The organism is Lysobacter sp. Soil_C_59, assembly GCF_057656415.1.
Map to the genome: position 1 here is coordinate 206053 of NZ_JBDGKK010000004.1, position 20701 is coordinate 226753.

General features: G+C 66.2%; 19 protein-coding genes. 8 read left to right on the plus strand and 11 right to left on the minus strand.

From position 1 onward, the window contains the following. The first annotated feature begins 36 nt into the window (after positions 1-36). Together atpD and AC3A3Q_RS10235 are read left to right on the plus strand one after the other, a co-directional pair. Positions 37-1437, plus strand: coding sequence for a F0F1 ATP synthase subunit beta (gene atpD / locus AC3A3Q_RS10230; RefSeq protein WP_487586153.1), 1401 nt, complete (start codon positions 37-39; stop codon positions 1435-1437). A 12-nt stretch (positions 1438-1449) separates the two neighbouring features. Further along, a complete protein-coding gene (locus tag AC3A3Q_RS10235) occupies positions 1450-1875 on the plus strand; it encodes a F0F1 ATP synthase subunit epsilon (protein ID WP_487586154.1) in 426 nt (141 codons plus the stop codon). Between the two features lie 68 nt (positions 1876-1943). Here AC3A3Q_RS10235 and AC3A3Q_RS10240 read toward each other — a convergent pair whose 3' ends face one another. After that, positions 1944-2348 carry a GtrA family protein gene (locus AC3A3Q_RS10240; RefSeq protein WP_487586155.1) on the minus strand — a complete coding sequence of 135 codons (405 nt, stop codon included), beginning with the start codon at positions 2346-2348 and terminating at the stop codon, positions 1944-1946. A gap of 113 nt (positions 2349-2461) precedes the next feature. On the opposite strand from AC3A3Q_RS10240, the gene glmU reads away from it, so the two are divergent. Beyond that, on the plus strand, positions 2462-3832 hold the full coding sequence (gene glmU, locus AC3A3Q_RS10245; protein ID WP_487586156.1) for a bifunctional UDP-N-acetylglucosamine diphosphorylase/glucosamine-1-phosphate N-acetyltransferase GlmU: 1371 nt from the start codon (positions 2462-2464) through the stop codon (positions 3830-3832). A gap of 49 nt (positions 3833-3881) precedes the next feature. Here the strand turns inward: glmU and AC3A3Q_RS10250 are convergent, their stop codons facing one another. The 6 genes from AC3A3Q_RS10250 to AC3A3Q_RS10275 all read right to left on the minus strand — a co-directional run bounded on the left by AC3A3Q_RS10250 (position 3882) and on the right by AC3A3Q_RS10275 (position 11258). Beyond that, positions 3882-5201: a sensor histidine kinase gene (locus AC3A3Q_RS10250; protein WP_487586157.1), complete on the minus strand. Its 1320-nt coding sequence runs from the start codon at positions 5199-5201 to the stop codon at positions 3882-3884. A gap of 4 nt (positions 5202-5205) precedes the next feature. Continuing rightward, a complete protein-coding gene (locus tag AC3A3Q_RS10255; RefSeq protein WP_487586158.1) occupies positions 5206-6543 on the minus strand; it encodes a sigma-54-dependent transcriptional regulator in 1338 nt (445 codons plus the stop codon). Between the two features lie 79 nt (positions 6544-6622). Continuing rightward, a complete protein-coding gene (locus AC3A3Q_RS10260) occupies positions 6623-7861 on the minus strand; it encodes an ABC transporter permease (protein ID WP_487586159.1) in 1239 nt (412 codons plus the stop codon). Between the two features lie 11 nt (positions 7862-7872). Next, positions 7873-9195, minus strand: a complete 1323-nt coding sequence (locus AC3A3Q_RS10265) for an ABC transporter permease (RefSeq protein WP_487586160.1) — start codon at positions 9193-9195, stop codon at positions 7873-7875. Between the two features lie 10 nt (positions 9196-9205). Further along, a complete protein-coding gene (locus AC3A3Q_RS10270) occupies positions 9206-9943 on the minus strand; it encodes an ABC transporter ATP-binding protein (RefSeq protein ID WP_487586161.1) in 738 nt (245 codons plus the stop codon). A gap of 25 nt (positions 9944-9968) precedes the next feature. Further along, positions 9969-11258: an efflux RND transporter periplasmic adaptor subunit gene (locus AC3A3Q_RS10275; protein WP_200608904.1), complete on the minus strand. Its 1290-nt coding sequence runs from the start codon at positions 11256-11258 to the stop codon at positions 9969-9971. 197 nt (positions 11259-11455) lie between these two features. On the opposite strand from AC3A3Q_RS10275, the gene glmS reads away from it, so the two are divergent. Further along, complete coding sequence (glmS, locus tag AC3A3Q_RS10280) at positions 11456-13288, plus strand: glutamine--fructose-6-phosphate transaminase (isomerizing) (protein WP_487586162.1); 1833 nt, start codon at positions 11456-11458, stop codon at positions 13286-13288. A gap of 23 nt (positions 13289-13311) precedes the next feature. On the opposite strand, the gene AC3A3Q_RS10285 is transcribed toward glmS, so the two are convergent. From AC3A3Q_RS10285 to AC3A3Q_RS10300, 4 genes are all read right to left on the minus strand, one after another. After that, entirely contained in the window at positions 13312-14061 is a 750-nt protein-coding gene (locus AC3A3Q_RS10285) for an SDR family oxidoreductase (RefSeq protein ID WP_487586163.1), read from the minus strand. A gap of 77 nt (positions 14062-14138) precedes the next feature. Next, positions 14139-14441 (minus strand): transposase, encoded by a 303-nt coding sequence (locus tag AC3A3Q_RS10290; RefSeq protein ID WP_487586164.1) that lies wholly within the window; start codon positions 14439-14441, stop codon positions 14139-14141. A gap of 224 nt (positions 14442-14665) precedes the next feature. Continuing rightward, positions 14666-15706, minus strand: coding sequence for a LysR family transcriptional regulator (locus tag AC3A3Q_RS10295; RefSeq protein ID WP_487586165.1), 1041 nt, complete (start codon positions 15704-15706; stop codon positions 14666-14668). Positions 15707-15778: 72 nt separating this feature from the next. Beyond that, the gene (locus AC3A3Q_RS10300; RefSeq protein ID WP_487586166.1) at positions 15779-16168 is read right to left on the minus strand and encodes a hypothetical protein; all 390 of its coding nucleotides are present in this window, start codon (positions 16166-16168) and stop codon (positions 15779-15781) included. 264 nt (positions 16169-16432) lie between these two features. Here AC3A3Q_RS10300 and AC3A3Q_RS10305 point away from each other — a divergent pair, with 264 nt between their 5' ends. The 4 genes from AC3A3Q_RS10305 to AC3A3Q_RS10320 all read left to right on the plus strand — a co-directional run bounded on the left by AC3A3Q_RS10305 (position 16433) and on the right by AC3A3Q_RS10320 (position 20699). Further along, entirely contained in the window at positions 16433-19342 is a 2910-nt protein-coding gene (locus AC3A3Q_RS10305; RefSeq protein ID WP_487586167.1) for a sensor histidine kinase, read from the plus strand. Further along, positions 19342-19968: a response regulator gene (locus tag AC3A3Q_RS10310; RefSeq protein WP_487586168.1), complete on the plus strand. Its 627-nt coding sequence runs from the start codon at positions 19342-19344 to the stop codon at positions 19966-19968. The genes AC3A3Q_RS10305 and AC3A3Q_RS10310 overlap by 1 nt, the downstream gene beginning before the upstream one ends. Positions 19969-20055: 87 nt before the next feature. Next, a complete protein-coding gene (locus AC3A3Q_RS10315) occupies positions 20056-20451 on the plus strand; it encodes a cupin domain-containing protein (protein ID WP_487586169.1) in 396 nt (131 codons plus the stop codon). Further along, a complete protein-coding gene (locus AC3A3Q_RS10320) occupies positions 20451-20699 on the plus strand; it encodes a SemiSWEET transporter (RefSeq protein ID WP_487586170.1) in 249 nt (82 codons plus the stop codon). The genes AC3A3Q_RS10315 and AC3A3Q_RS10320 overlap by 1 nt, the downstream gene beginning before the upstream one ends. Positions 20700-20701 lie beyond the last annotated feature (2 nt).

Sequence of the window (20701 nt, forward strand, 5' to 3'; positions counted from 1 at the left end):
ACCGCACACCAGCTTTAAAGTTACGAGGAAACCACCATGAGTCAGGGCAAGATCGTTCAGATCATCGGCGCGGTCGTCGACGTCGAGTTCCCGCGCGAGTCCGTGCCGAAGGTGTACGACGCGCTGAAGGTCGACAACACCGAGATCACGCTCGAAGTGCAGCAGCAGCTTGGCGACGGCGTCGTGCGCACCATCGCGCTCGGCTCGACCGACGGCCTCAAGCGCAACCTGGTGGCCAACAACACCGGCAAGGGCATCTCGGTGCCGGTCGGCGCCGGCACCCTGGGCCGCATCATGGACGTGCTGGGTCGCCCGATCGACGAGGCCGGTGAAGTCACCGCTTCGGCGCATTGGGAAATCCACCGCGCCGCCCCGTCGTACGAGGACCAGTCCTCGGGCAACGACCTGCTCGAAACCGGCATCAAGGTCATCGACCTGATGTGCCCGTTCGCAAAGGGCGGCAAGGTCGGCCTGTTCGGCGGCGCCGGCGTCGGCAAGACCGTCAACATGATGGAACTGATCAACAACATCGCCAAGGCGCACTCGGGTCTGTCCGTGTTCGCCGGCGTGGGCGAGCGTACCCGTGAGGGCAACGACTTCTACCACGAGATGAAGGACTCCAACGTCCTCGACAAGGTGGCGATGGTGTACGGCCAGATGAACGAGCCGCCGGGCAACCGCCTGCGCGTCGCGCTGACCGGCCTGACCATGGCCGAGTACTTCCGCGACGAGAAGGACGCTTCGGGCAAGGGCCGCGACGTGCTGCTGTTCGTCGACAACATCTACCGCTACACGCTGGCCGGTACCGAAGTGTCGGCACTGCTGGGCCGCATGCCGTCGGCCGTGGGTTACCAGCCGACGCTGGCCGAGGAAATGGGCGTCCTGCAGGAGCGCATCACCTCGACCAAGACCGGTTCGATCACCTCGATCCAGGCCGTGTACGTTCCCGCGGACGACCTGACCGACCCGTCGCCGGCGACCACCTTCGCCCACCTCGACGCCACCGTCGTGCTGTCGCGAAACATCGCTTCGCTGGGTATCTACCCGGCCGTCGACCCGCTCGACTCGACCTCGCGCCAGCTCGATCCGAACGTGATTGGTCTTGAGCACTACGAAGTCGCGCGCAAGGTCCAGTCGACCCTGCAGAAGTACAAGGAACTGAAGGACATCATCGCGATCCTCGGCATGGACGAGCTGTCGGAAGAAGACAAGCAGGCCGTGTCGCGCGCGCGCAAGATCGAGCGCTTCTTCAGCCAGCCGTTCCACGTCGCCGAAGTCTTCACCGGTTCGCCGGGCAAGTACGTCGCGCTGAAGGACACGATCCGCGGCTTCAAGGGCATCGTCGAAGGCGAGTACGACCACCTGCCGGAGCAGGCGTTCTACATGGTCGGCGGCATCGAGGAAGCGGTCGAGAAGGCCAAGAAGATCGCAGGCTGATCGGAGAGACCCATGGCATCCACCATCCGTTGCGACATCGTCAGTGCCGAGCAGGAGATCTTCCACGGCGAAGCCGAGCTCGTGGTCGCCACCGGTGAAATGGGCGAGCTGGGCATCGCGCCCAAGCACGCGCCGCTGATCACCCGCCTCAAGCCGGGCAAGGTCGTGGTGATCCTGCCGGGCGGCGAGCACCTGGACTTCGCCATCTCCGGCGGCATCCTCGAAGTGCAGCCGACCGTCGTGACCGTGCTGGCCGACACCGCCGTGCGCGCCCAGGACATCGACGAAGCCGCTGTCCGCGCCGCCAAGGAAGAAGCCGAGCGGATCCTGTCGAAGAAGGATCCGAAGATGAGCATGGAAGAAGCCCAGAGCCAGCTGGCCATGAGCATCGCCCAGCTCAGCGCGCTCGAGCGCCTGCGCAAGAACATGAAGCACTGATCGCCCAGGCGACCAGATGTTTCGCGAAAACGCCGGCCTCGTGCCAGCGTTTTTCGTTTGGGGTTGCGTCAGCGCTTGTAGACCCAGTGCCGCGACAGCACGAACTGCACCGCGGCCAGCCCCAGGTCGATGACGGGCTTGGCCAGCCAGGCCCAGTGAAGTCCAACGACCCGGTCGACATGCGCCACGCCCCAGGTGCTGATGATCGTCGTCACGATCCACATGGTGAAGAAGCGAATGAGCTGGCGGCGACCGACGGCGGTGTCGGCGCCGGCGAAGGTGAAGCGACCATTGAGCCAGAAGCCGAGCAGCGCTCCGCCGATGCGGCCAAGGATGTTGGCCGGCTCGACCGCCATTCCCAGTGCACTGAACGCAACGAATGTCGCCCAGTCGACGAGCAACTGCACCAGCCCGATGACGAAGTAGCTGCCGCCCTGGCGCAGCAGTGTCGAGTCGGGGAGGAGTTTTCGCATGGGGAGATTGTAGACAAAGCGCCGCCCGCGGCCTGGACGGCGTCGCGACGACGGGGATTGCTAAGATTGGCACCTGGCGCCGCAGCCGGCGCAGCAATCGCACAGGAACCCGCATGAGCCAGTTGCACGTCGTCATCCTCGCCGCGGGCGAGGGCAAGCGGATGAAGTCCGCCACGGCCAAGGTGCTCCAGAAGATCGCCGGACGGCCGATGCTGGCCCATGTCATCGACACCGCCAGGCGCCTGGGCGCGGACGGCATCCATGTCGTGTACGGCCACGGCGGCGAGCAGGTGCGGGCCGCCTTCGCCGACCAGACCGACCTGCACTGGACCGAGCAGGAGCAGCGCCTGGGCACGGGGCACGCATTGCAGCAGGCCATGCCGGCCGTGCCGCAGGACGCCCGCGTGCTGGTGCTGTACGGCGACGTGCCGCTGATCACCGACGAGACCCTGAAGCATCTGCTGGCAGCGCCCGGTCGCATCGCGGTGCTGGTGGCCGATCTCGAGGATCCCACCGGCTACGGGCGCATCGTGCGCGACCCGCAAGGCCGTGTCGGCCGCATCGTCGAGCACAAGGACGCCGACGACGAGTTGCGCGCCATCCGCACCGTCAACACCGGCATCCTGGTCGCCGATGGCGAGGCGCTGCGCGGCTGGCTGCAGCACCTGGGCAACGACAATGCCCAGGGCGAGTACTACCTCACCGACGTGTTCGCATCGGCGGCGTCGGAATTCAATGCTGCCGAGATGGTGCACGTGCAGGACCCGCTCGAGGTCGAAGGTGCCAATGACCCTTGGCAGCTGGCGCAGCTCGAGCGCGCTTTCCAGCGCCGCGCAGCGCGTGCGTTGTGCCTGCAGGGCGCGCGACTGATCGATCCGGCGCGATTCGATCAGCGCGGTGAAGTGACCGTGGGCCATGACGTCGAGATCGATGTCGACGTGGTGCTGGAAGGCCGCGTCGAACTCGGCGACGGTGTGCGCATCGGCCCGTTCTGCCGCCTCAAGGACGTGCGCCTGGGACCGGGAACAGAAGTGCGCGCCCATTGCGACATGGACGGCGTCGTCGTCGAAGGCGCGGCGCAGATCGGTCCGTACTCGCGCCTGCGTCCGGGCACCGTGCTTGCCGACGGCGTGCACATCGGCAACTTCGTCGAGACCAAGAACGCGCGCATCGGCGTGACCAGCAAGGCCAACCACCTGAGCTACATCGGTGATGCCGTCATCGGCAGCGGCGTCAACGTCGGTGCCGGTACGATCACCTGCAACTACGACGGCGTGAACAAGTCGACGACGATCATCGAGGACGGTGCCTTCATCGGCTCGAACTCGTCGCTGGTGGCGCCGGTGACGATCGGCAAGGATGCGACGATTGCCGCCGGATCGGTGATCACGCGCAATGCGCCGGAAGGCCAGCTTTCGGTGGCGCGTGCGCGGCAGACGTCGGTGGAAGGGTGGCAGCGGCCGAAGAAGCTGCCGAAGCACTAGGGGCTGGAAGGTTGCGGGCCTGGGTCCCGGCGTTCGCCGGGACGACGGGTTATTCCACCGGCAGCGTCAGGCTCACCGTCAGTCCGCCGCCGTTGCGGTTGGCCAGTGCGATCCGTCCGCCATGCGCTTCGGCGATCTCGCGTGCCAGCGCCAGGCCCAGGCCGCTGCCGGTGCGCTTGGTCGAGTAGAACGGCACCAGCGCATTGGCCAGCACCGTTTCCGACATGCCCGGCCCGCGGTCGCCCACTTCCATGCGCACCATGCGGCCGATCTGGCGTACGGCCAGCGTGACCAGTTCCGGCGACGAGCCCGATTCGTGCGCGTTCTTGAGGACGTTGATCAAGGCCTGCTCGATCTGCGCCGGGTCGAACCGCACCGTGGTCTCCGGCGGATTGCCGTCCAGCTGGAACGCATAGTGCTGCTGCAGGCGCATCAGGAACGGTGACCACTGGATCGTCTCCAGCTCCGGCACCGGCAGTTTGGCGACGCTGGAGTAGGCGCGCAGGAAGCCATGCAGGTGGCGCGCACGCTCCTCGATGGTGTCGAAGATGCGGTCCAGCTTGCTGTAGTCCTCGCGGCGCAGAAGCTCGGCGCCGGAGTGGGCGAGCGAGGTGATCGGCGCCAGCGAGTTGTTGAGCTCGTGGCTGATCACGCGGATGACCTTCTTCCAGGTAGCCACTTCCTGGCGGTTGAGCTCGGCGGTCAGGCGCTTGAACAGGAACAGCGTGTGTACGCGGCCGTTGAGATGGAACTCGCGGCGGGCGAGGTGGTAGGTCTCTTCCTGTCCGCCGTACTCGAAGGTGAAGAGGCGGTCGCGGCCTTCGCCCAATGCTTCGCGCAGCGGCGCCGGCGTACGCTCGACCAGCTGGGCGAAGCGCACGCCTTCGATCTTGCGGCCGTCGTTGAACAACTGCCGCGCGGCCAGGTTGCCGTAGACGATCGCGCCGCCTGGCTCGGTCAGCACCAGTGCGGTGGGCGTGTTCTGCACCACCGTGTCCAGCAGCAGTTCGCGCTGGAACAGCGACTGCCGTTCCTGCCGCAGGACGTTGCCAAGCTCGTTGTGGGCCTCGATCAGGTCATCGAGTTCGTCCTTCGATCGACGCGCCAGGCTGAAACTGAAGTCGCCATCGCGGAAGCTGGCGACCGAGCCGGAGAGGGCACGGAACAGGCTCAGCTGCCGCGCCAGGTAGCGGTGCGCGAGCCATGGCGCGAGCAGTGCGCACAACAGGGCGGCGAGGCTGGCGGCCAGGACCAGGTTGTCGAGCAGGTAATGCAGCAGCGCGGTGGCGCCGGTCGCGACCAGCGCGAACACGAACAGCAGCAAGGCCAGCTTGCCGGTGAGGGAGAAGCGGTGCGACGCCGGGCGCATGACGTCAGCGCGGAATGCCCAGCTTTTCCAGGCGCCGGTACAGCGCCTGGCGGCTGAGTCCCAGTTCGGCGGCGGCCTGGCTCAGCACGCCGCCGGCACGGCGCATCGCCGCTTCGATCGCATCGCGGCCGACCTCGTCATCGCCGTGCGGTCGCGGCATGGGCGCTGCCGCCGGCAGCCCGAGTTGCTCGGGCTCGATGCGCTCGGATTGCCCGAGCAGCAAGGCGCGCTGGATCGCGTTCTTCATCTCGCGCACGTTGCCGGGCCAGGCATGGCGCAGCAGCGCCGCGCGCGCGGCTTCGCCGAGCTGGCGGCGGCCTTCGAGGAAATGTTCGGCGAGTGGCAGGATGTCGCCGCGCCGTTCCGCCAGCGGCGGCACGCGCAGCTCGATCACGTTGAGCCGGTAGTAGAGATCCTCGCGGAACGTGCCGGCGCGGATCATCGCCGGCAGGTCGGCGTTGGTGGCGGCGATCACGCGCACGTCGACCTGGCGCTCGCGGTTGGAGCCCAGGCGCTGGAAGCGGCCGGTCTCGAGCACGCGCAGCAGTTTCATCTGCCCGGCCGGCGGCAGGTTGCCGATCTCGTCGAGCAGCAGGGTGCCACCGTCGGCGGCTTCGAACTTGCCCTCGCGCGACTTGTTGGCGCCGGTGTAGGCACCGGCATCGGCGCCGAACAGTTCGGCCTCGATCAGTTCCGACGGCAAGGCGCCGCAGTTGAGCGTCACGAACGGGCCGGTGCGCACCGACGAGTTGGCCTGGATGATTTCGGCGATGCGTTCCTTGCCGGCGCCGTTCGGACCGCTGATCAGCACCGGCACGTTGGCGCGGGCGACATGGCAGGCCAGGCTGATCAGGCGCTCGCTGGCGGGATCGTCGAAGATCACGCCGCGCAGGTCGTAGTCGCGTTCCAGTTCGCGGCGGCGTCGACGTTCCTCCGCGCGGTGCTCGGCCAGGGCGCGGTTGGCTTCGCCCAGTTCGAGCAGGTTGGTCACCGCGGTCATCAGCTTGTGGTCGTCCCACGGCTTGCCGAGGTAGTCGGCGGCACCGGCCTTGACCAGCGCGACCGCGGACTCCAGCCGCGTCCACGCGGTCAGCAGGATGATCGGCAGGTCGGGGAAGCGGTCGCGGATGGTGCGGAACAACGCGATGCCTTCCTCGCCGGAGGTCGTGTCGGCGGTGAAGTTCATGTCCTGGATGACCAGGTCGATGACTTCACGATCGAGCAGGTCCAGTCCTTCGTCCGGCGATTCCGCGCTCAGCACGCGCAGGTCGGCCAGCGAGAACAGCACGTCGAGCGCGACGTGCACGGCATGGTTGTCGTCGATGACCAGGATCGTACGCATCGCACTAGCCTAGCAGCGGACCACGTTGCCGCAATGTGCCGGGGATGATTCCCACCCCCGGCACAAGCGGCACGATGGCCTAGACGGTGCGCGTGGCGACCGCCGGCGATACCCGGGTCGCGCGCGTGGCCGGGCCGAACACGGCCAGCTGGCCCAGCAGCAGCACGGTCAGCGCGCCCAATGGCGCGTAGTACCAGGCCAGGCGCGGCAGCTCGTAGTGCTTCATCAGCCACATGTTGAAGCCGTAGGTCAGCACCAGTCCGACCGCCACGCCGATGCCGACCACGATCAGGTTCTCGATCATGAAGTAGCGACGGATGTCGAAGCGGCGTGCGCCCAGGGCGCGGCGCGTGCCGATCTGCTTGATGCGGCGCGTGACCCAGAAGCTGACCATGCCGACGATGCCAAGACCGGTCACGGCGAGCAGGGCGAAGATCACCGTGGTCAGCACCATGGTCATCGCGCGGTCCTGGCGATAGCTGTCGCCGCGCACTTCCTCGATCGAACGCAGGCCACGGACGATACGGCCGGTGTTGATCTCGCCGAGCTTGCGTTCGGCTTCCTTCATGACTTCGTCGCGACGACCGGGCTCGGCACGGATCAGGTAGCGCGAGCTGTTGGCGTCGAACTCGCCGAGGCTGTACTGCGGCACGATGGTGGTCTGCTCGACCTTGTCCCAGCCCACCCACGGTGCCTGCAGGCGCTCGACCACGCCGACCACCGTCACCGGACCGTTCTTGCCGGGCAGGCTGCTGTAGATCGTCTTGCCGACCGCGGATCCGCCCGGGAACAGCTTCTCGGCCAGGGCCTGGGTGATGATCACCGAGTGCAGCGTGCCCTTGTCGTCCTTGGTGCGCGGGCTGATGTCACCGGCATTGAAGTCGCGGCCGGCGATGAGCTTCACGCCGAGCGTGTTGAGCCCGTGTTCGTCGACCATGTAGACGGCCGAGCTTTCACGGATGCGCTTCTCCTGCGGCACGCTGTCGGGCTGGTCGGAGAGACCCTCGCTCCAGCCACCCTGCGACAGCGGCACCGAGTTGATGGTGGTCGCGTCGATGACGCCCGGGATCGAGCGCAGTGCATCGAGGTCCTGGCGCAGGCTGCCGGCCAGGTCGAAGTCCGGCGCGAAGCCGAGGCTGTTGACGGTGAACAGCCCGGCTTCCTGCATGCCGCTGGGCCGGTTCACCTTCTCGATGCGCTGCAGGATGATGAAGACGCTGTTGCAGACGATGGCCAGGGTGATGGCGACCTGCAGCACGATCAGCAGCAGGCCGGTCTTGTTGCGCATGAGCGCGTTTAGTACTGGACGGAATTCCATGGCTTGCTCCGTTACTGCGTCTTCAGTTGCGTGGCCGGCTGCACCTGGCAGGCGCGCCACGTCGGGTAGAGCCCGGCGATCAGGCTGGCCACCAGTGCGATCAGCAGTGACAGGCCGACCATGGTCCAGTCCAGCTGCGCCAGTTTCTCGATCGAAGTGCCGGCGTAGAGTTTGCGCAGCGCGAGCAGGCCCAGGCCGGTGAAGACCAGGCCGATCACGCCACCGGCCAGGCCGACGAGGCCGGACTCGGTCAGGTACTGCGCGAACACCGCCGGCTTGCTGGCGCCCACGGCGCGGCGCAGGCCGATCTCCGAGGACTTGCCCATGAACTTGGCCAGCAGCAGGCCAACGGTGTTGATCAGGCACACGGCGAAGAAGGCGAATGCCAGCCACACCTGCGTGCGTGCATCGCGGCTGACCACTTTCTGCGCGACCAGCCACTCCGAGACGCTGCGCAGCTTGTTGTTGAGCGGACGCGGGAAGCGGCCGTTCTTCTTCTGGTCGCCGACGTAGTTGTTGAGGAAGCTCAGGTAGCGCTGCGCGTCGGCGTCGTCCTTCACCTGCACCCACAAGTCGATCCAGATGCACTCCGAGCCCAGCAGGCCCTGGTAGCCCGGGTCGGAACGGTCTTCAAAGCAGCTGTTGTTGGAACCGCTGACGAGCTCCTTCTCGATGCCGATGCTCATCGGCACGAAGATCGCCTGCGGGTCGTTGAAGGCGCCGGCGGCGATGTGATAGACCAGCGGCGTCGGGTGCCACTTCTCGAGCACGCCGACCACGGTGTAGTCCTCGCCGCTGAGGCGGATCTTGCGGCCGACGCTGTTCTCACCGCCGAAGATCTTCTCGTTGGTTTCCTGGTCGATCACGGCCACGCGCGCGGCATTGTCGTCCTCGGCCTGGCTCCAGCCGCCGCCGTACTTGAACGGCGGTTCGAAGATCGGGAAGAAGCCGTGCGTGGTGAACAGCGCTTCGACCATGTACGGCTTGATCTCCCGCTGCGGCGGTTCCACCGACAGCACGTTGGGGAAGAAGCCGGCCTCGTGCTCGGCCTTGTGCGCGGCAACCAGGTTGCGGACGTCCTGGTAGGTCATCAGGTCCGGCGCTTCGGACGGGTCGTCCTCGTCCCAGGGATCGTTGGCGTCCCAGTTGTCGAGCTGGACGCGACGGACCTGTTCGTCCTTATGCGACAGCGGATTGGCCGACATCATGTGCAGCACGGTCATCGAGGTCATCGACATGCCGATGCCCAGCGCGATGGCGGCGACCATCAGCGCGGTGAGGATGCGGTTTCGCTTGAGGGAGATGAGTGCCAGACGGAGGTAATAGCCGATCATGGCGGTGTCCTCAGTTGGCCGGCACGGTCGCGGCCGCGGTGGCGGTCGCGGCGGCGACTTCACCGCCCAGGCGCGGCGAGTCGTCCAGGTCGGTGACCTGGCCGTCGATGATGTGGACGTTGCGCTGCGCGCGTGCGGCCAGTTCCGGATCGTGGGTCACCATGACTATCGTCGTTCCCTGGGCATGGATCTCCTCGAGCAGCTCCATCACCCCGCGCGCCATCAGCGAGTCGAGGTTGCCGGTCGGTTCGTCGGCGAGCAGCAGGCGCGGCGAACCGGCCAAGGCGCGGGCGATTGCCACGCGCTGCTGCTGGCCGCCGGAGAGTTCGGACGGGTAGTGCTTCATGCGCGACATCAGGCCGACGCGGCCGAGCGCATGCTCGATGCGCTCCTTGCGCTCGGCGGCGTTCATGCCGCGGTAGCGCAGCGGCACGTCGACGTTGTCGAACAGGTTCAGGTCGGGGATCAGGTTGAAGCCCTGGAAGATGAAGCCGATCTTCTCGTTGCGCAGGCGCGAACGGGCGTTGTCGTTGAGGCCTTTGACTGCGACGCCGTCGAGCAGGTACTCGCCGTCGCTGAACTCCTCCAGCAGGCCGGCGATGTTGAGGAAGGTGGTCTTGCCCGAACCGGACGGCCCGGTGACGGCGACGAACTCGCCCTCGCGCACGTGGATGTCGAAGCCGCGCAAGGCGTGCGTCTCGATCATATGGGTGCGGTAGACCTTGCTCAGGTGGGTCATCTTCAACATGTTCGTACTCCTGGGATCTGTGTGATCAGTTGTTGACCAGCACCTGGTCGGCGCCGTTGAAAGGGGTGATGTCGGAAATGACCACGCGCTCACCCGGCTCCAGGCCGGTGAGCACTTCCACGTCGGACAGGCTGCTGGCGCCGACGGTGATCGGGCGCTTGACCGCGGTGTCGCCGTCAAGGACGTAGGCGATGCGGCCGCCACCGGTATCGAGGAACGGGCCGCGCTGCACCATCAGCACGTTCGGCTTCTCCTCGATCAGCACGCGGGTGCTGACGCGCTGGTTCTGGCGCAGGCCCGACGGACGGCCTTCCGCCGCCTTGTCGTCGGCAAAGCGCACGCGCGCCATGACCTGGCCGTTGACCACCTCCGGCGACACCGAGCGCAGCTTGCCGGCGTACTTGTGGCCGCCATAGCTGATTTCGGCTGCCATGCCCAGGCGCAGGTCGTCGGCGAAGCTTTCCGGCACCGGCAGTTCGACTTCCAGTTCGCGCAGGTCGACCACGACCAGCAACGCCTGGTTGGCTGGCACGACGGTGCGATCGGTGATGGCCACAGTGCCGACGACGCCTTCGACCGGCGAGCGGATGTTGAGCTGGTCGACCTGGCGCTGCAGCTCGGTGACGATCGCCTCCTGGCGCTGCGCGAGCAGGTGCTTGTTGCGCGTGTCCAGGCTCACGCCCTGGTCCTGCAGGCTGTAGTCGTGCTTGGCGTGGGTCAGGCCGATGTCGGCCTTCTTCACCGCGTCCTGCGCGCGCGCCACTTCGACCTGCGACACCGCGCCGCCCTCGAAGCCGCGCTGGCCGCGCTCCAGGTCGCGCATCGCCGCGGTGCGGTCGATCTCGGCCTGGTCGAGCAACTTGCGCGCGGTGGAGCGGGCGAGCTGGGCATCGAGTGCGGCCCGGCGCGCCTCGGCCTCCAGGCTGGCCAGCGTCGACTGCTCCTGGACCAGGCGGCTGCGAAGCTCGGGGCTGTCGATCACCGCCAGGGTCTGGCCCTGCTTGATGACATCGCCGGCCTGCACCCGCAGCGTCACGGTGCCGGCCGCCGGGGCATACAGGGTGGGGCTGACTGCGGCGACCATGCGGCCCTGCACCGCGACGTCGCGGATGAGGGTGCCGCGGCGTACTTCGGCCACGCGCAGGCGCTCGCCGCTGACCGATTGTCCGGAGCCGAGCCAGCGGCCCAGCGTGGGTACGGTCAGCGCCAGCAGCAGCACTGCGGCGATGCCACCGCCGATCAACAGCTGCTTGCGGCGCGGGTTGGCCGGCGCCGGGGCGAGAATACGGTCCTGTCCAGAGGTATCGCGGATCATGCGGTGGTTGGGTGCACGGGAATAGGAATGCGTTTAAACAACGCACGAACCGTGCCACCGCTTGATCCATTGAAATCAGGGGCTTGGCCGACGCGAAGGGTGTCCGCGGTGTCCGCGCGGACACCGGGGTGTCCGCCGTACAGCGGCGGTAGCCCGGCCCCGGCTAAACTAACCAGACATCTGAGGAGTGCCGCCGAATGTGTGGAATTGTTGGTGCGATCGCCGATCGCGACGTGGTGCCGGTCCTGATCGAGGGCCTCAAGCGCCTGGAGTACCGGGGCTACGATTCGGCAGGCATTGCCGTGTTCGACGGCCAGGACATGCGCCGCGTCCGCCGCACCGGCCGGGTCTCCGAGATGGAAGCGGCCGCGCACGCCGAAGACTTCCACGCCAGCCTCGGCATCGGCCACACCCGCTGGGCCACCCATGGCGGCGTCACCGAAGCCAACGCGCACCCGCACATCAGCTTCGGCGAGCTGGCCGTGGTCCACAACGGCATCATCGAGAACCACGAAGAGCAGCGCGAGCGCCTGCGTGGCCTTGGCTACACGTTCGAGTCGCAGACCGACACCGAAGTCATCGCCCACCTGATCCATTACTACCAGTCGCAGGGCCGCGACCTGCTCGTGGCCGTGCGCTTTGCCGTGCGCGAACTCACCGGCGCCTATGCAATCGCCGTGGTCAGCAAGCACGAGCCGGGACGGATGATTGCCGCGCGCATGGGTTGCCCGCTGCTGGTCGGCCTGGGCGAGGGCGAGAACTTCATCGCCAGCGACGTCTCGGCGATCATCCAGTCGACGCGTCGCGTGATCTTCCTGGAGGAAGGCGACACCGCCGATGTCCGCCGCGAAGGCGTCAGCGTGTTTGACATCAACGGCGAGCCGATCGAGCGCGAAGTGCACGTCTCCGACGTGTCGCTGGCCTCGCTGGAGCTGGGCCCGTACCGCCACTTCATGCAGAAGGAGATCCACGAGCAGCCGCGCGCGATCGCCGACACCATCGAAGCCGTGATGGACGGAACCGGGTTCTCGCCGGCGCTGTTCGGTGCCAATGCCGCCGAAGTTCTCGGCGCGTGCGATGGCGTGCAGATCCTTGCCTGCGGCACCAGCTACTACGCCGGCATGACCGCGCGCTACTGGATCGAAGCGATCGCCGGCATCCCGTGCTCGGTCGAGATCGCCAGCGAGTATCGCTACCGCAAGGCGGTGGCGAACCCGAATCACCTTTTCGTGACGATCTCGCAATCGGGCGAAACGCTCGACACGATGGAAGCGCTCAAGTACGCCAAGTCGCTGGGCCACGACAAGAGCCTGTCGATCTGCAACGTGCCCGAGAGCGCGATCCCGCGCGCCAGCAAGCTGGTCTATTACACCCGCGCCGGTGCCGAAATCGGTGTTGCATCGACCAAGGCCTTCACCACCCAGCTGGTGGCGCTGTTCACCCTCGCTGCAACGCTGGCCAAGCTGCAGGGTCGCCTGTCGCCGGAGAAGGAATCGGAATACCTGGAAGCTCTGCGCCACCTGCCGGGCAGCGTCCAGCACGCGCTCAACCTCGAGCCGCAGATCGTCAGCTGGGCCGAGCGTTTCGCGCCGCGCCAGCACGCGCTGTTCCTGGGTCGCGGCGTGCACTATCCGATCGCACTGGAAGGCGCGCTCAAGCTCAAGGAAATCTCCTACATCCACGCCGAGGCCTATCCGGCCGGCGAGCTCAAGCACGGCCCGCTGGCCCTGGTCGACGCGACCATGCCGGTGGTGGTGATCGCGCCCAACGACAGCCTGCTCGAGAAGGTCAAGTCGAACATGCAGGAAGTGCGCGCGCGCGGCGGCGAGCTGTTCGTGTTCACCGACGAGGACAGCCAGTTCGGTCCGTCCGACGGCGTGCACGTGATTCGCGCGCCGCGCCACGTCGGCGTGCTGTCACCGGTGGTGCATGCGATCCCGGTGCAGCTGCTGGCGTATCACGCGGCACTGGCGCGTGGCACGGATGTCGACAAGCCGCGCAACCTGGCCAAGTCGGTCACGGTGGAGTAAGCACTCGCACGGCCTTGGTCCAATCAGGTCAGCGACATGCCGCCGTCGACGCTGAGTTCGATGCCGTTGACGAACGAGCTGTCGGCGCTGGCGAGGAAGAGTGCGACCCGGGCCAGTTCGTCCGGTTCGCCCATGCGTCCTGCAGGAATCAGGTCGGTCGTGGCCTTGAGGAACGCGGGGCGATCGGCCTCCGGAATGCCAAGCTTGGAGAGGATCGAGGTGTCCACCGGCCCCGGACTGAGCACGTTGACCCGGATCTGACGCTCGCGCAGCTCAAGCGCCCAGCTGCGGGCGAAAGCCGCGATGGCGGCCTTCGTTCCGGCATACACGGCGTGGCCCTGGAGGACCTTGCTCGCTGCCAGCGAGCTGGTGAGGATGATGCTTCCATGGTCCCGCATGACCGGCGCAATGGACTGCACCCCGAAGAAGACGCCGCGCGTGTTGACGTTGAACTGGTTGTCGTACTCCTCGGCAGTCACCGTGGCCGAGTGTGCGATCGAGATGACGCCGGCGTTCGCCATGTACACGTCAAGCGCACCGAATCGATCGCGCACCGATTGCGCGACGGCGGCGTGATGCTCGATGTCGGCAACATCGCCCTGGATACCGATGGCGCCGTGACCGATCTGGCGCACGGCGTCGTCCAGTGCGTCCTGTCGCCGCCCGGTGATGATCAGCGTGGCTCCCTCCGCCGCGAACAGTTTGGCCGCTGCCAACCCGATGCCACTGTTGCCGCCGGTAACGAGCGCGACCTTGCCTTGTAGACGATTCATCCAACACCTGGAAAGTTATGTCTGGTGGGTCTTTTATAGGGTCCGATCGCATCAACAACAGTCCTTCGACAGGCACTTCACTCGTGAGCAGAAGGCAACGATGCCTGCCCGGCCTGGCTTGCCCGCCGCAGCAGGTGGGTCGCGGCCTCTGCGCCGATGTGCAGTGCGATGGCTTCCCACAGGCGGCGGCGATTCCAGCGCAGGAACCGCGCGTGCACCGATCGCCAGGCGCCGTGTTCCGGCGGCAGCTCCGACCAGTGCACGTCGACCCAGGCCACCCAGATCACCGCTTCCACGAATCCCTGATAGTCGGCGCCCTGCTTGCTGGCACGCGACCGCATGTGGCGCGGCAGCGATTCAACGATGGCGGCCCAGGTCATCGCGCCAAGGTGCACTGACCTGGCCGGGTCGATCCTCACTCCGTGCTGCACGGAGCACCTCGTCCGCCGCGCGAGGTCAGTTTGCCGACGACGGTTCCGCCTGAACCCTGCATGCCAGTCTCCTTCCACATCGATGGCATGCAGTCTGGAAGACGAGTTCTGGCAGCAGTAGACAACCTCGCGGAACCACGCTGTCTCACACGCAGCATCAATGCCGCTGCAGCTCAAGCGGCGACTTCAATTCCCATGGTCGTTTGCGCGACCTGCCTGGCCGGTTCGGTGCCAGTGCCAAGGATGGGACCTTCCAGATCGAGTGCGCGGATCCTGGTGGTCATGAAGTCGATGAACGCCCGCACGCGCTTGGGCAACTGATGGCGGCTCAGATAGCACAGGAAGTGCCCGCGATCGTCCGGTGCGATGGATTCCAGGCACGTCACAAGCAGGCCTTCGCGCAGCGCATCGCAAACCTGATAGGCAGGCAGCTGGGCAATGCCCTGGCCGTCGAGCACGGCTCGTGCCGCCAGGGAAGGATCGTTGACAACGAAGATGCCGTTGGGTGTGAAGGCGCGAGCCAGACCGTCGACCTTGAAGTCCCAGGACTGCAGTCGGCCATTTGCCAGGCGCTGGTTGATGCACGGATGCGTGGCCAGCTCGTCGATCGATGTCGGCAGGCCATGCCGGCGGACATAGTCCGGGGATGCACAAACCAGCGCGCGCATCGGTACCAGCTTCTTGGCGATCACCCGGCTGTCCTCCAGACGGCCGTCGCGAAAGGCGATGTCGACCCGCTCCGCGCCAAGGTCGACGACGCGATCGTCCAGCAGCAGCTCCAGGGTGACCTCCGGGAACTGCCGTCGGAACTCGGCGAGCAGGGGTGCGACCACCTTGCGACCGAAACCCGTCGGCGCGGTGACCTTCAACGGTCCACGGGGTGGTCCGTCGCGAAGATCGCGCATGTCTTCCAGTGCCTGCAGCAACCTTTCCAGACCAGGGCGGCAGTTGTCGTAGAACTGCTCTCCTTCGCGCGTGATGGTCGTGCTGCGGGTGGTGCGCGAGAACAGGCGCGCTCCCACCTGGCTTTCCAGCCTCTGCACGCTGCGGCTGACTGCCGAGCGGCCGATGCCCAACCGGTCTGCAGCACGCGCGAAGTTTCCCTCGTTGGCTACCGCGATGAATGCAACCAGGCCGCTGTAACTGGCCGCGAGGCCGGAGGCCAGCGAGTCTCGGTGGTCCGACGAACCTTGGGATGACGGGATGATCGACATGGTGCCCTCGTGACGTGGGTACGGCCGAGTGAGGCTGACAGCGTCGCCGCGCGAACGGCATCCCAAGGCAGGTCAGTCGTCAACGCCTCGATCGGGGGTCGTGGCGTGAAGGTGAATGACGCGTCGGCCGTGAAGCCTCGCATCGACCGAGTACGCCCCGGCTCCGAGCAGCACGAGCCCGGCGCAGGCGCCGAGATGGCCGGCGAGCAACCACAGTTCGACCGGATCCGAACCGGGCACGGCCACGACGGTGAGAATGCCCAGGAGCAGTGCCGTCGACCGCGTCGCAAAACCGATCGCCAGCAACAGCGCCATCAGTCCCGCAGCCGGGTAGCGGACGTAGGGATCGAACGCATCTGCCGATACGGCAATGCCGCAGGCGGCGGGCGCGTGGCAGATTCGAATGAGCAGCAATCCGAGCCCTGCGGCGCCGTCGGGATACCGGCATACATAGTTGGTCATGCGCAGACGATATATGCCTGCAGCGCGCGCGGTAGACCCTGATCGGGGTGCGTGGAGCCCCCTCGTTCGAGGGTAAGATGTTCGGGCTTGAGCCGTCATAACTACCGGCCGGGTTGGCTGGGCGAAGACAAGAGGATCGGCAGCATGTGGCTACCCAGGGTCCTTCTGTTCGCCGTCCTGGCCTTGCCCTTTGCGGTATCGGCAGGGGAGTCCCGGCGCTTTGCGCACTACGTCCACCAGCGCTGGATAGGAAGCGAGGCACCGGTGCCGGTGCTCGCGATGGCGCAGGGACGCGATGGTTACCTTTGGCTTGCGACCGGTGACGGCCTTTTCCGATTTGACGGAATACGGTTCGAGCAGATTGAAGTCGAGCGGGGCGGCGGCAAGCACGGTCTTCCCAGCGCGCTGCTGGTGACTCGCAGCGGCGATGTCTGGACCAACTTCGAGACATCGCACCGCTTCGCCCTCTACCGCAAGGGCACGCTGCGCATCGTCGATGGTGTCGCCGCGCCCAGCCGGATCAGTGAAATGGTGGAGGGGCCGGACGGATCGATATGGGCGCGCACGGCCAACTACGACGCCGAGCTGCTCCGTTTCCATGACGGCCAGTGGCGCACGTTCAATGCCGCCGACGGGCTTCCACCGAGCAACGTAACCAACATGCTCGTGGCTGCCGACGGTGCGATCTGGGTTGCGTGCACCAGTGCGGTCGTACGGCTTGCACCGGGTGCAGCGAGGTTCCAGACCGTGGGTCTGACGCCGCGAGGCGCGCTGTCGCAGGATTCGCAAGGTCGCATCTGGCTCTCCGACGACAGTGGCAGTTATCCCCTCACCGGGCCAGGCGGTCGTGGCCAGCCGCCTTCCATGCGCACTCCGTATCGCACCGGTGCCGAGCAGATCCAGCTCGGCCCGTTGTTCGATCGCGAAGGCAACCTGTGGATCGCGACGCGTTACAAAGGCGTCAAGCGACTTCGCACCGACGCGAGCGCGGCCGCTGCCAGCAGTACCGCGACCGAGTCATTCACAAGCCGCGATGGACTGTCGTCGGATGTCACCAACCAGGTGATGCAGGACCGGGAAGGCAACATCTGGGTCGCTACCGAAACCGGACTGGACCGGTTCCGGCCCGCTACCCTGATCGCCGAGCCCTTGCTGGATTCACCCGCCGAGTTCGGCGACAAGCTCCTGGATGCCTCCGATGGCAGTGTCTACATCGGGCAGGCACGAGCCATCTATCGCGTAAGGCCCGGTGGCATGCCCGAGGCGATACTGCGCGACGTGGTCGAGCCGGAGAGTCTGTGCGAAGCACCAGACGGCGCGATCTGGATGGGCTTCGAGAACCAGATTCTGGTCTGGGCCAACGGCAGCGTCCGCCAGACGATCGAGCGCCCCGACAAGGACGCCAATCACAACATCATCTACGACTGCGCCTTCGATGCTCAGGGTGACTACTGGATATCCGCGGCGGGCAGCGGGCTGCACCGCTACCGGCGCGGGAACTGGGAAACGCTCCTGGAACCGGGCAACCAGGCCGACTTCTACCCCACCACCATGGTGCGTTCGCCGCAGGGCGGCGTGGTTGTGCAGACCGGGGACAGACTGAACTGGTTCCAGGGCTCCGCGCGCGCGGTCACTCCGCTGGATTTTGGTGGAAGCTCAATCTCGGTACTGACTCTCCACACCGTGGGAGACTGGGTGCTTGCCGCCGGCAACATCGGGCTTTCGCGCAATCGCCCGGGGCATGCCGATACGGCATGGGCCGCCGACATTTCCAAAGGCAGCCGCATCAACGGGATCGTGCGCACACCCGACGGCGACACCTGGCTGGCCTATCCGAAATCCCTGGTTCGGCTGCGGCCGAACGAACTGGAGCGCGCCTTCTCCAACAAGTCGCTTTCGGTGCCGGCGGTGGGACTCGGGCCCGGCGATGGGCTGGTGAGCCAACCGCATTCGCACTCGCAGCGATCCGTCGTCCGCGGTGGCGACGGCCGACTGTGGGTGGCCACCGAGACGGGAACGCTATGGATGGATCCTGCACGCCTGGTTCGAAATCTCGTGCCGCCGGATGCTGCGATCCGGGCCATCAATGGCGATGGGCGCGTGTTCCGGGATCCGGCGACGGTACGGCTTGCGAAATCGACAGCCAACATCGAGATCGACTTCGCCGTGCTGAGTTTTGCCGACCCCGGCCGGGTTCAGGCGCGCTACATGCTCGAAGGCTTCGATCGGAACTGGATCGATCCGGGCACGAGACGCCAGGCGTTCTACACCAATCTTCCCCCAGGCAAATACAGATTCCGGGTCGTGGCCGCCAACAGCGATGGCGTGTGGAACCAGAGGGGAGGCGCGCTGGAATTCGAGATTCCACCGAGCTTCGTCCAGTCGGTGTGGTTCCTGGTCCTGTGTTCCGTCGCGGCGATGCTGTCGCTGTGGGCCCTGTATCGATTGCGCGTGGCGCAGGTCGCAGCGCGGATCCGCAACCGGCTCGAGGAGCGCGTGGCCGAGCGTGAACGCATTGCGCGCGAACTGCATGACACCTTGCTGCAGGGCGTCCAGGGATTGATCCTGCGCTTCCAGGTTGTCGCCGACCGCCTGGCCGGCGAGGAGAAGTCCAGGGACGAGCTGGAGGCGGCGCTGGTCGCGGCCGAGCATGTCGTGGTCGACGCCCGCAACCGTGTGCGCGACCTGCGTGTCGGCGACGACACGGACGATCTTTGCGCGATCGTCGAGAACCTCGTGGTGGAGACTCCTTTCGATCAGCCGCTCCCGGTGCGTGTCGTCGTCGAAGGAAGGCCGCGTCCGCTGCATCCACTGGTCGCCGCGGAGATCACCAGGATCGTGCGTGAGGCCCTGCTCAACATCGCCTATCACGCACACGCAACCTGGGCCGAGATAGCGATTGGTTTCGAGGCCAGGCACCTTGCCATCCGCATGCGCGACAACGGCGTCGGCATTCCGGGAGAGGTTCTGGCGCGTGGCCGCAAGGACGGCCATTTCGGCATGATCGGAATGCGCGAGCGTGCCGAGAAGATGGGAGGTTCGATCACCATCGCCAGTGGTTCCGAAGGCGGATGCGAAGTTACACTCGCCGTGCCGGCAAAGCTGGCATTCGCCAGGCGCAAGGCCGGCGGGTGGGCATGGTGGCAGCGCCTCCTTGGAGGGGAGTCCGGGTGATGAATGATCCGAAGATCCGAATTCTTGTCGTCGACGATCATCCCGTGCTGCGCGATGGTGTCGCCGCCATTGTGGGAAACCAGAGCGACATGATGATGGCCGGCGAGGCCCGGGACGGGCTTGAAGCTGTCGACAGCTTCCGGTCGCTGCGGCCCGATGTGACGCTGATGGACCTGCAGATGCCGGGCATGAACGGAGTCGATGCCATCACCGAGATCCGCTCCGCCGACCCGGGCGCCAAGATCATCGTCCTGACTACTTACGCCGGTGACGCGCAGGCCGTTCGCGCATTGAAGGCCGGTGCAGTCGGGTACCTGCTCAAGAGCGGACTGCGCACCGAGCTGGTTGATGCGATCCGCGATGTCCATCGCGGTCAGCGTCACGTCAATCGCGACGTCGCCGACGAGATCGCCGTCCATGTCGTCGATGAGTCGCTGACCGGGCGGGAGGTGGCAATCCTGCGGCTGGTATCCATCGGCAAGGCAAACAAGCAGGTCGCTTCCGAGCTTGGCTTGTCCGAGGAGACGGTCAAGGGCCACCTGAAGAGTGTGTTCGCCAAACTGGGCGTCGCCGACCGGACGCACGCAGTCACGGTAGCGGCGCGGCGGGGCATCATCGAACTGTGAGTGCCGCTCGAGGCCGGATGGACGTCCGTTCGCAGGATGCGGGCACATGGTCATTCGCCAGGGTCCAACCGAACCGGGAGTACCTGCATGAAGTCGCAGTTCCCTTCCTCCGATGCGTACTCCGCACAGACGGCCCGCTTCGTCGGGCTGAAGGTCGTGGACATCGGCGCGTTGCAATCGGCCGTCACCGAGGCGTACCGCAACGACGTGCTGGCCAACGTCAACGGCGACTGCATGCGCATGTCGGTGTTCGAAGGCGAGTATCGCTGGCACCACCATCCTGATTCCGACGAACTGTTTCTCGTCGTCGAAGGCCGGTTGCAGATCGACTTCGCCGGGCGCGAGACGGTCGAACTGACGCCGTGGCAGTTCATCGTCGTGCCCGCCGGCACCGTGCATCGCACACGGGCGATCGGCCGCACGGTGAACCTCACCTTCGAGCAGCAGGGCGCGCGCACCGAGTTCGTCGAAGAGGAAGGCTGATGCCGGATCTGATTGGTTACATCGCGGCAACGCTGACGACCGTTGCCTTCGTCCCCCAGGCCGTCCGAACGCTGCGCACCCGCGATACGGCCGGAATTTCGCTGGCGATGTATGCACTGTTCACGACGGGAGCCGGTTGCTGGCTCGCCTACGGCCTCGCGATCGGTTCGTGGCCGGTCATTCTGTCCAACGCCGTGACGTGCTCGCTGTCGTTCGTGATCCTCGTGCTGAAGATGCGGCACGGTTGAAT

What these genes read in the sequence shown, in the direction of transcription:
- AC3A3Q_RS10275 (WP_200608904.1), bottom strand. Translation starts at nt 11,258, where the DNA reads ATGATCCGCGATACCTCTGGACAGGACCGTATTCTCGCCCCGGCGCCG.
- AC3A3Q_RS10265 (WP_487586160.1), bottom strand. Translation starts at nt 9,195, where the DNA reads ATGATCGGCTATTACCTCCGTCTGGCACTCATCTCCCTCAAGCGAAAC.
- AC3A3Q_RS10315 (WP_487586169.1), top strand. Translation starts at nt 20,056, where the DNA reads ATGAAGTCGCAGTTCCCTTCCTCCGATGCGTACTCCGCACAGACGGCC.
- AC3A3Q_RS10300 (WP_487586166.1), bottom strand. Translation starts at nt 16,168, where the DNA reads ATGACCAACTATGTATGCCGGTATCCCGACGGCGCCGCAGGGCTCGGA.
- glmU (WP_487586156.1), top strand. Translation starts at nt 2,462, where the DNA reads ATGAGCCAGTTGCACGTCGTCATCCTCGCCGCGGGCGAGGGCAAGCGG.
- AC3A3Q_RS10290 (WP_487586164.1), bottom strand. Translation starts at nt 14,441, where the DNA reads ATGACCTGGGCCGCCATCGTTGAATCGCTGCCGCGCCACATGCGGTCG.
- AC3A3Q_RS10260 (WP_487586159.1), bottom strand. Translation starts at nt 7,861, where the DNA reads ATGGAATTCCGTCCAGTACTAAACGCGCTCATGCGCAACAAGACCGGC.
- AC3A3Q_RS10240 (WP_487586155.1), bottom strand. Translation starts at nt 2,348, where the DNA reads ATGCGAAAACTCCTCCCCGACTCGACACTGCTGCGCCAGGGCGGCAGC.
- glmS (WP_487586162.1), top strand. Translation starts at nt 11,456, where the DNA reads ATGTGTGGAATTGTTGGTGCGATCGCCGATCGCGACGTGGTGCCGGTC.
- AC3A3Q_RS10255 (WP_487586158.1), bottom strand. Translation starts at nt 6,543, where the DNA reads ATGCGTACGATCCTGGTCATCGACGACAACCATGCCGTGCACGTCGCG.
- AC3A3Q_RS10285 (WP_487586163.1), bottom strand. Translation starts at nt 14,061, where the DNA reads ATGAATCGTCTACAAGGCAAGGTCGCGCTCGTTACCGGCGGCAACAGT.
- AC3A3Q_RS10310 (WP_487586168.1), top strand. Translation starts at nt 19,342, where the DNA reads ATGAATGATCCGAAGATCCGAATTCTTGTCGTCGACGATCATCCCGTG.
- AC3A3Q_RS10320 (WP_487586170.1), top strand. Translation starts at nt 20,451, where the DNA reads ATGCCGGATCTGATTGGTTACATCGCGGCAACGCTGACGACCGTTGCC.
- atpD (WP_487586153.1), top strand. Translation starts at nt 37, where the DNA reads ATGAGTCAGGGCAAGATCGTTCAGATCATCGGCGCGGTCGTCGACGTC.
- AC3A3Q_RS10250 (WP_487586157.1), bottom strand. Translation starts at nt 5,201, where the DNA reads ATGCGCCCGGCGTCGCACCGCTTCTCCCTCACCGGCAAGCTGGCCTTG.
- AC3A3Q_RS10235 (WP_487586154.1), top strand. Translation starts at nt 1,450, where the DNA reads ATGGCATCCACCATCCGTTGCGACATCGTCAGTGCCGAGCAGGAGATC.
- AC3A3Q_RS10270 (WP_487586161.1), bottom strand. Translation starts at nt 9,943, where the DNA reads ATGTTGAAGATGACCCACCTGAGCAAGGTCTACCGCACCCATATGATC.
- AC3A3Q_RS10295 (WP_487586165.1), bottom strand. Translation starts at nt 15,706, where the DNA reads ATGTCGATCATCCCGTCATCCCAAGGTTCGTCGGACCACCGAGACTCG.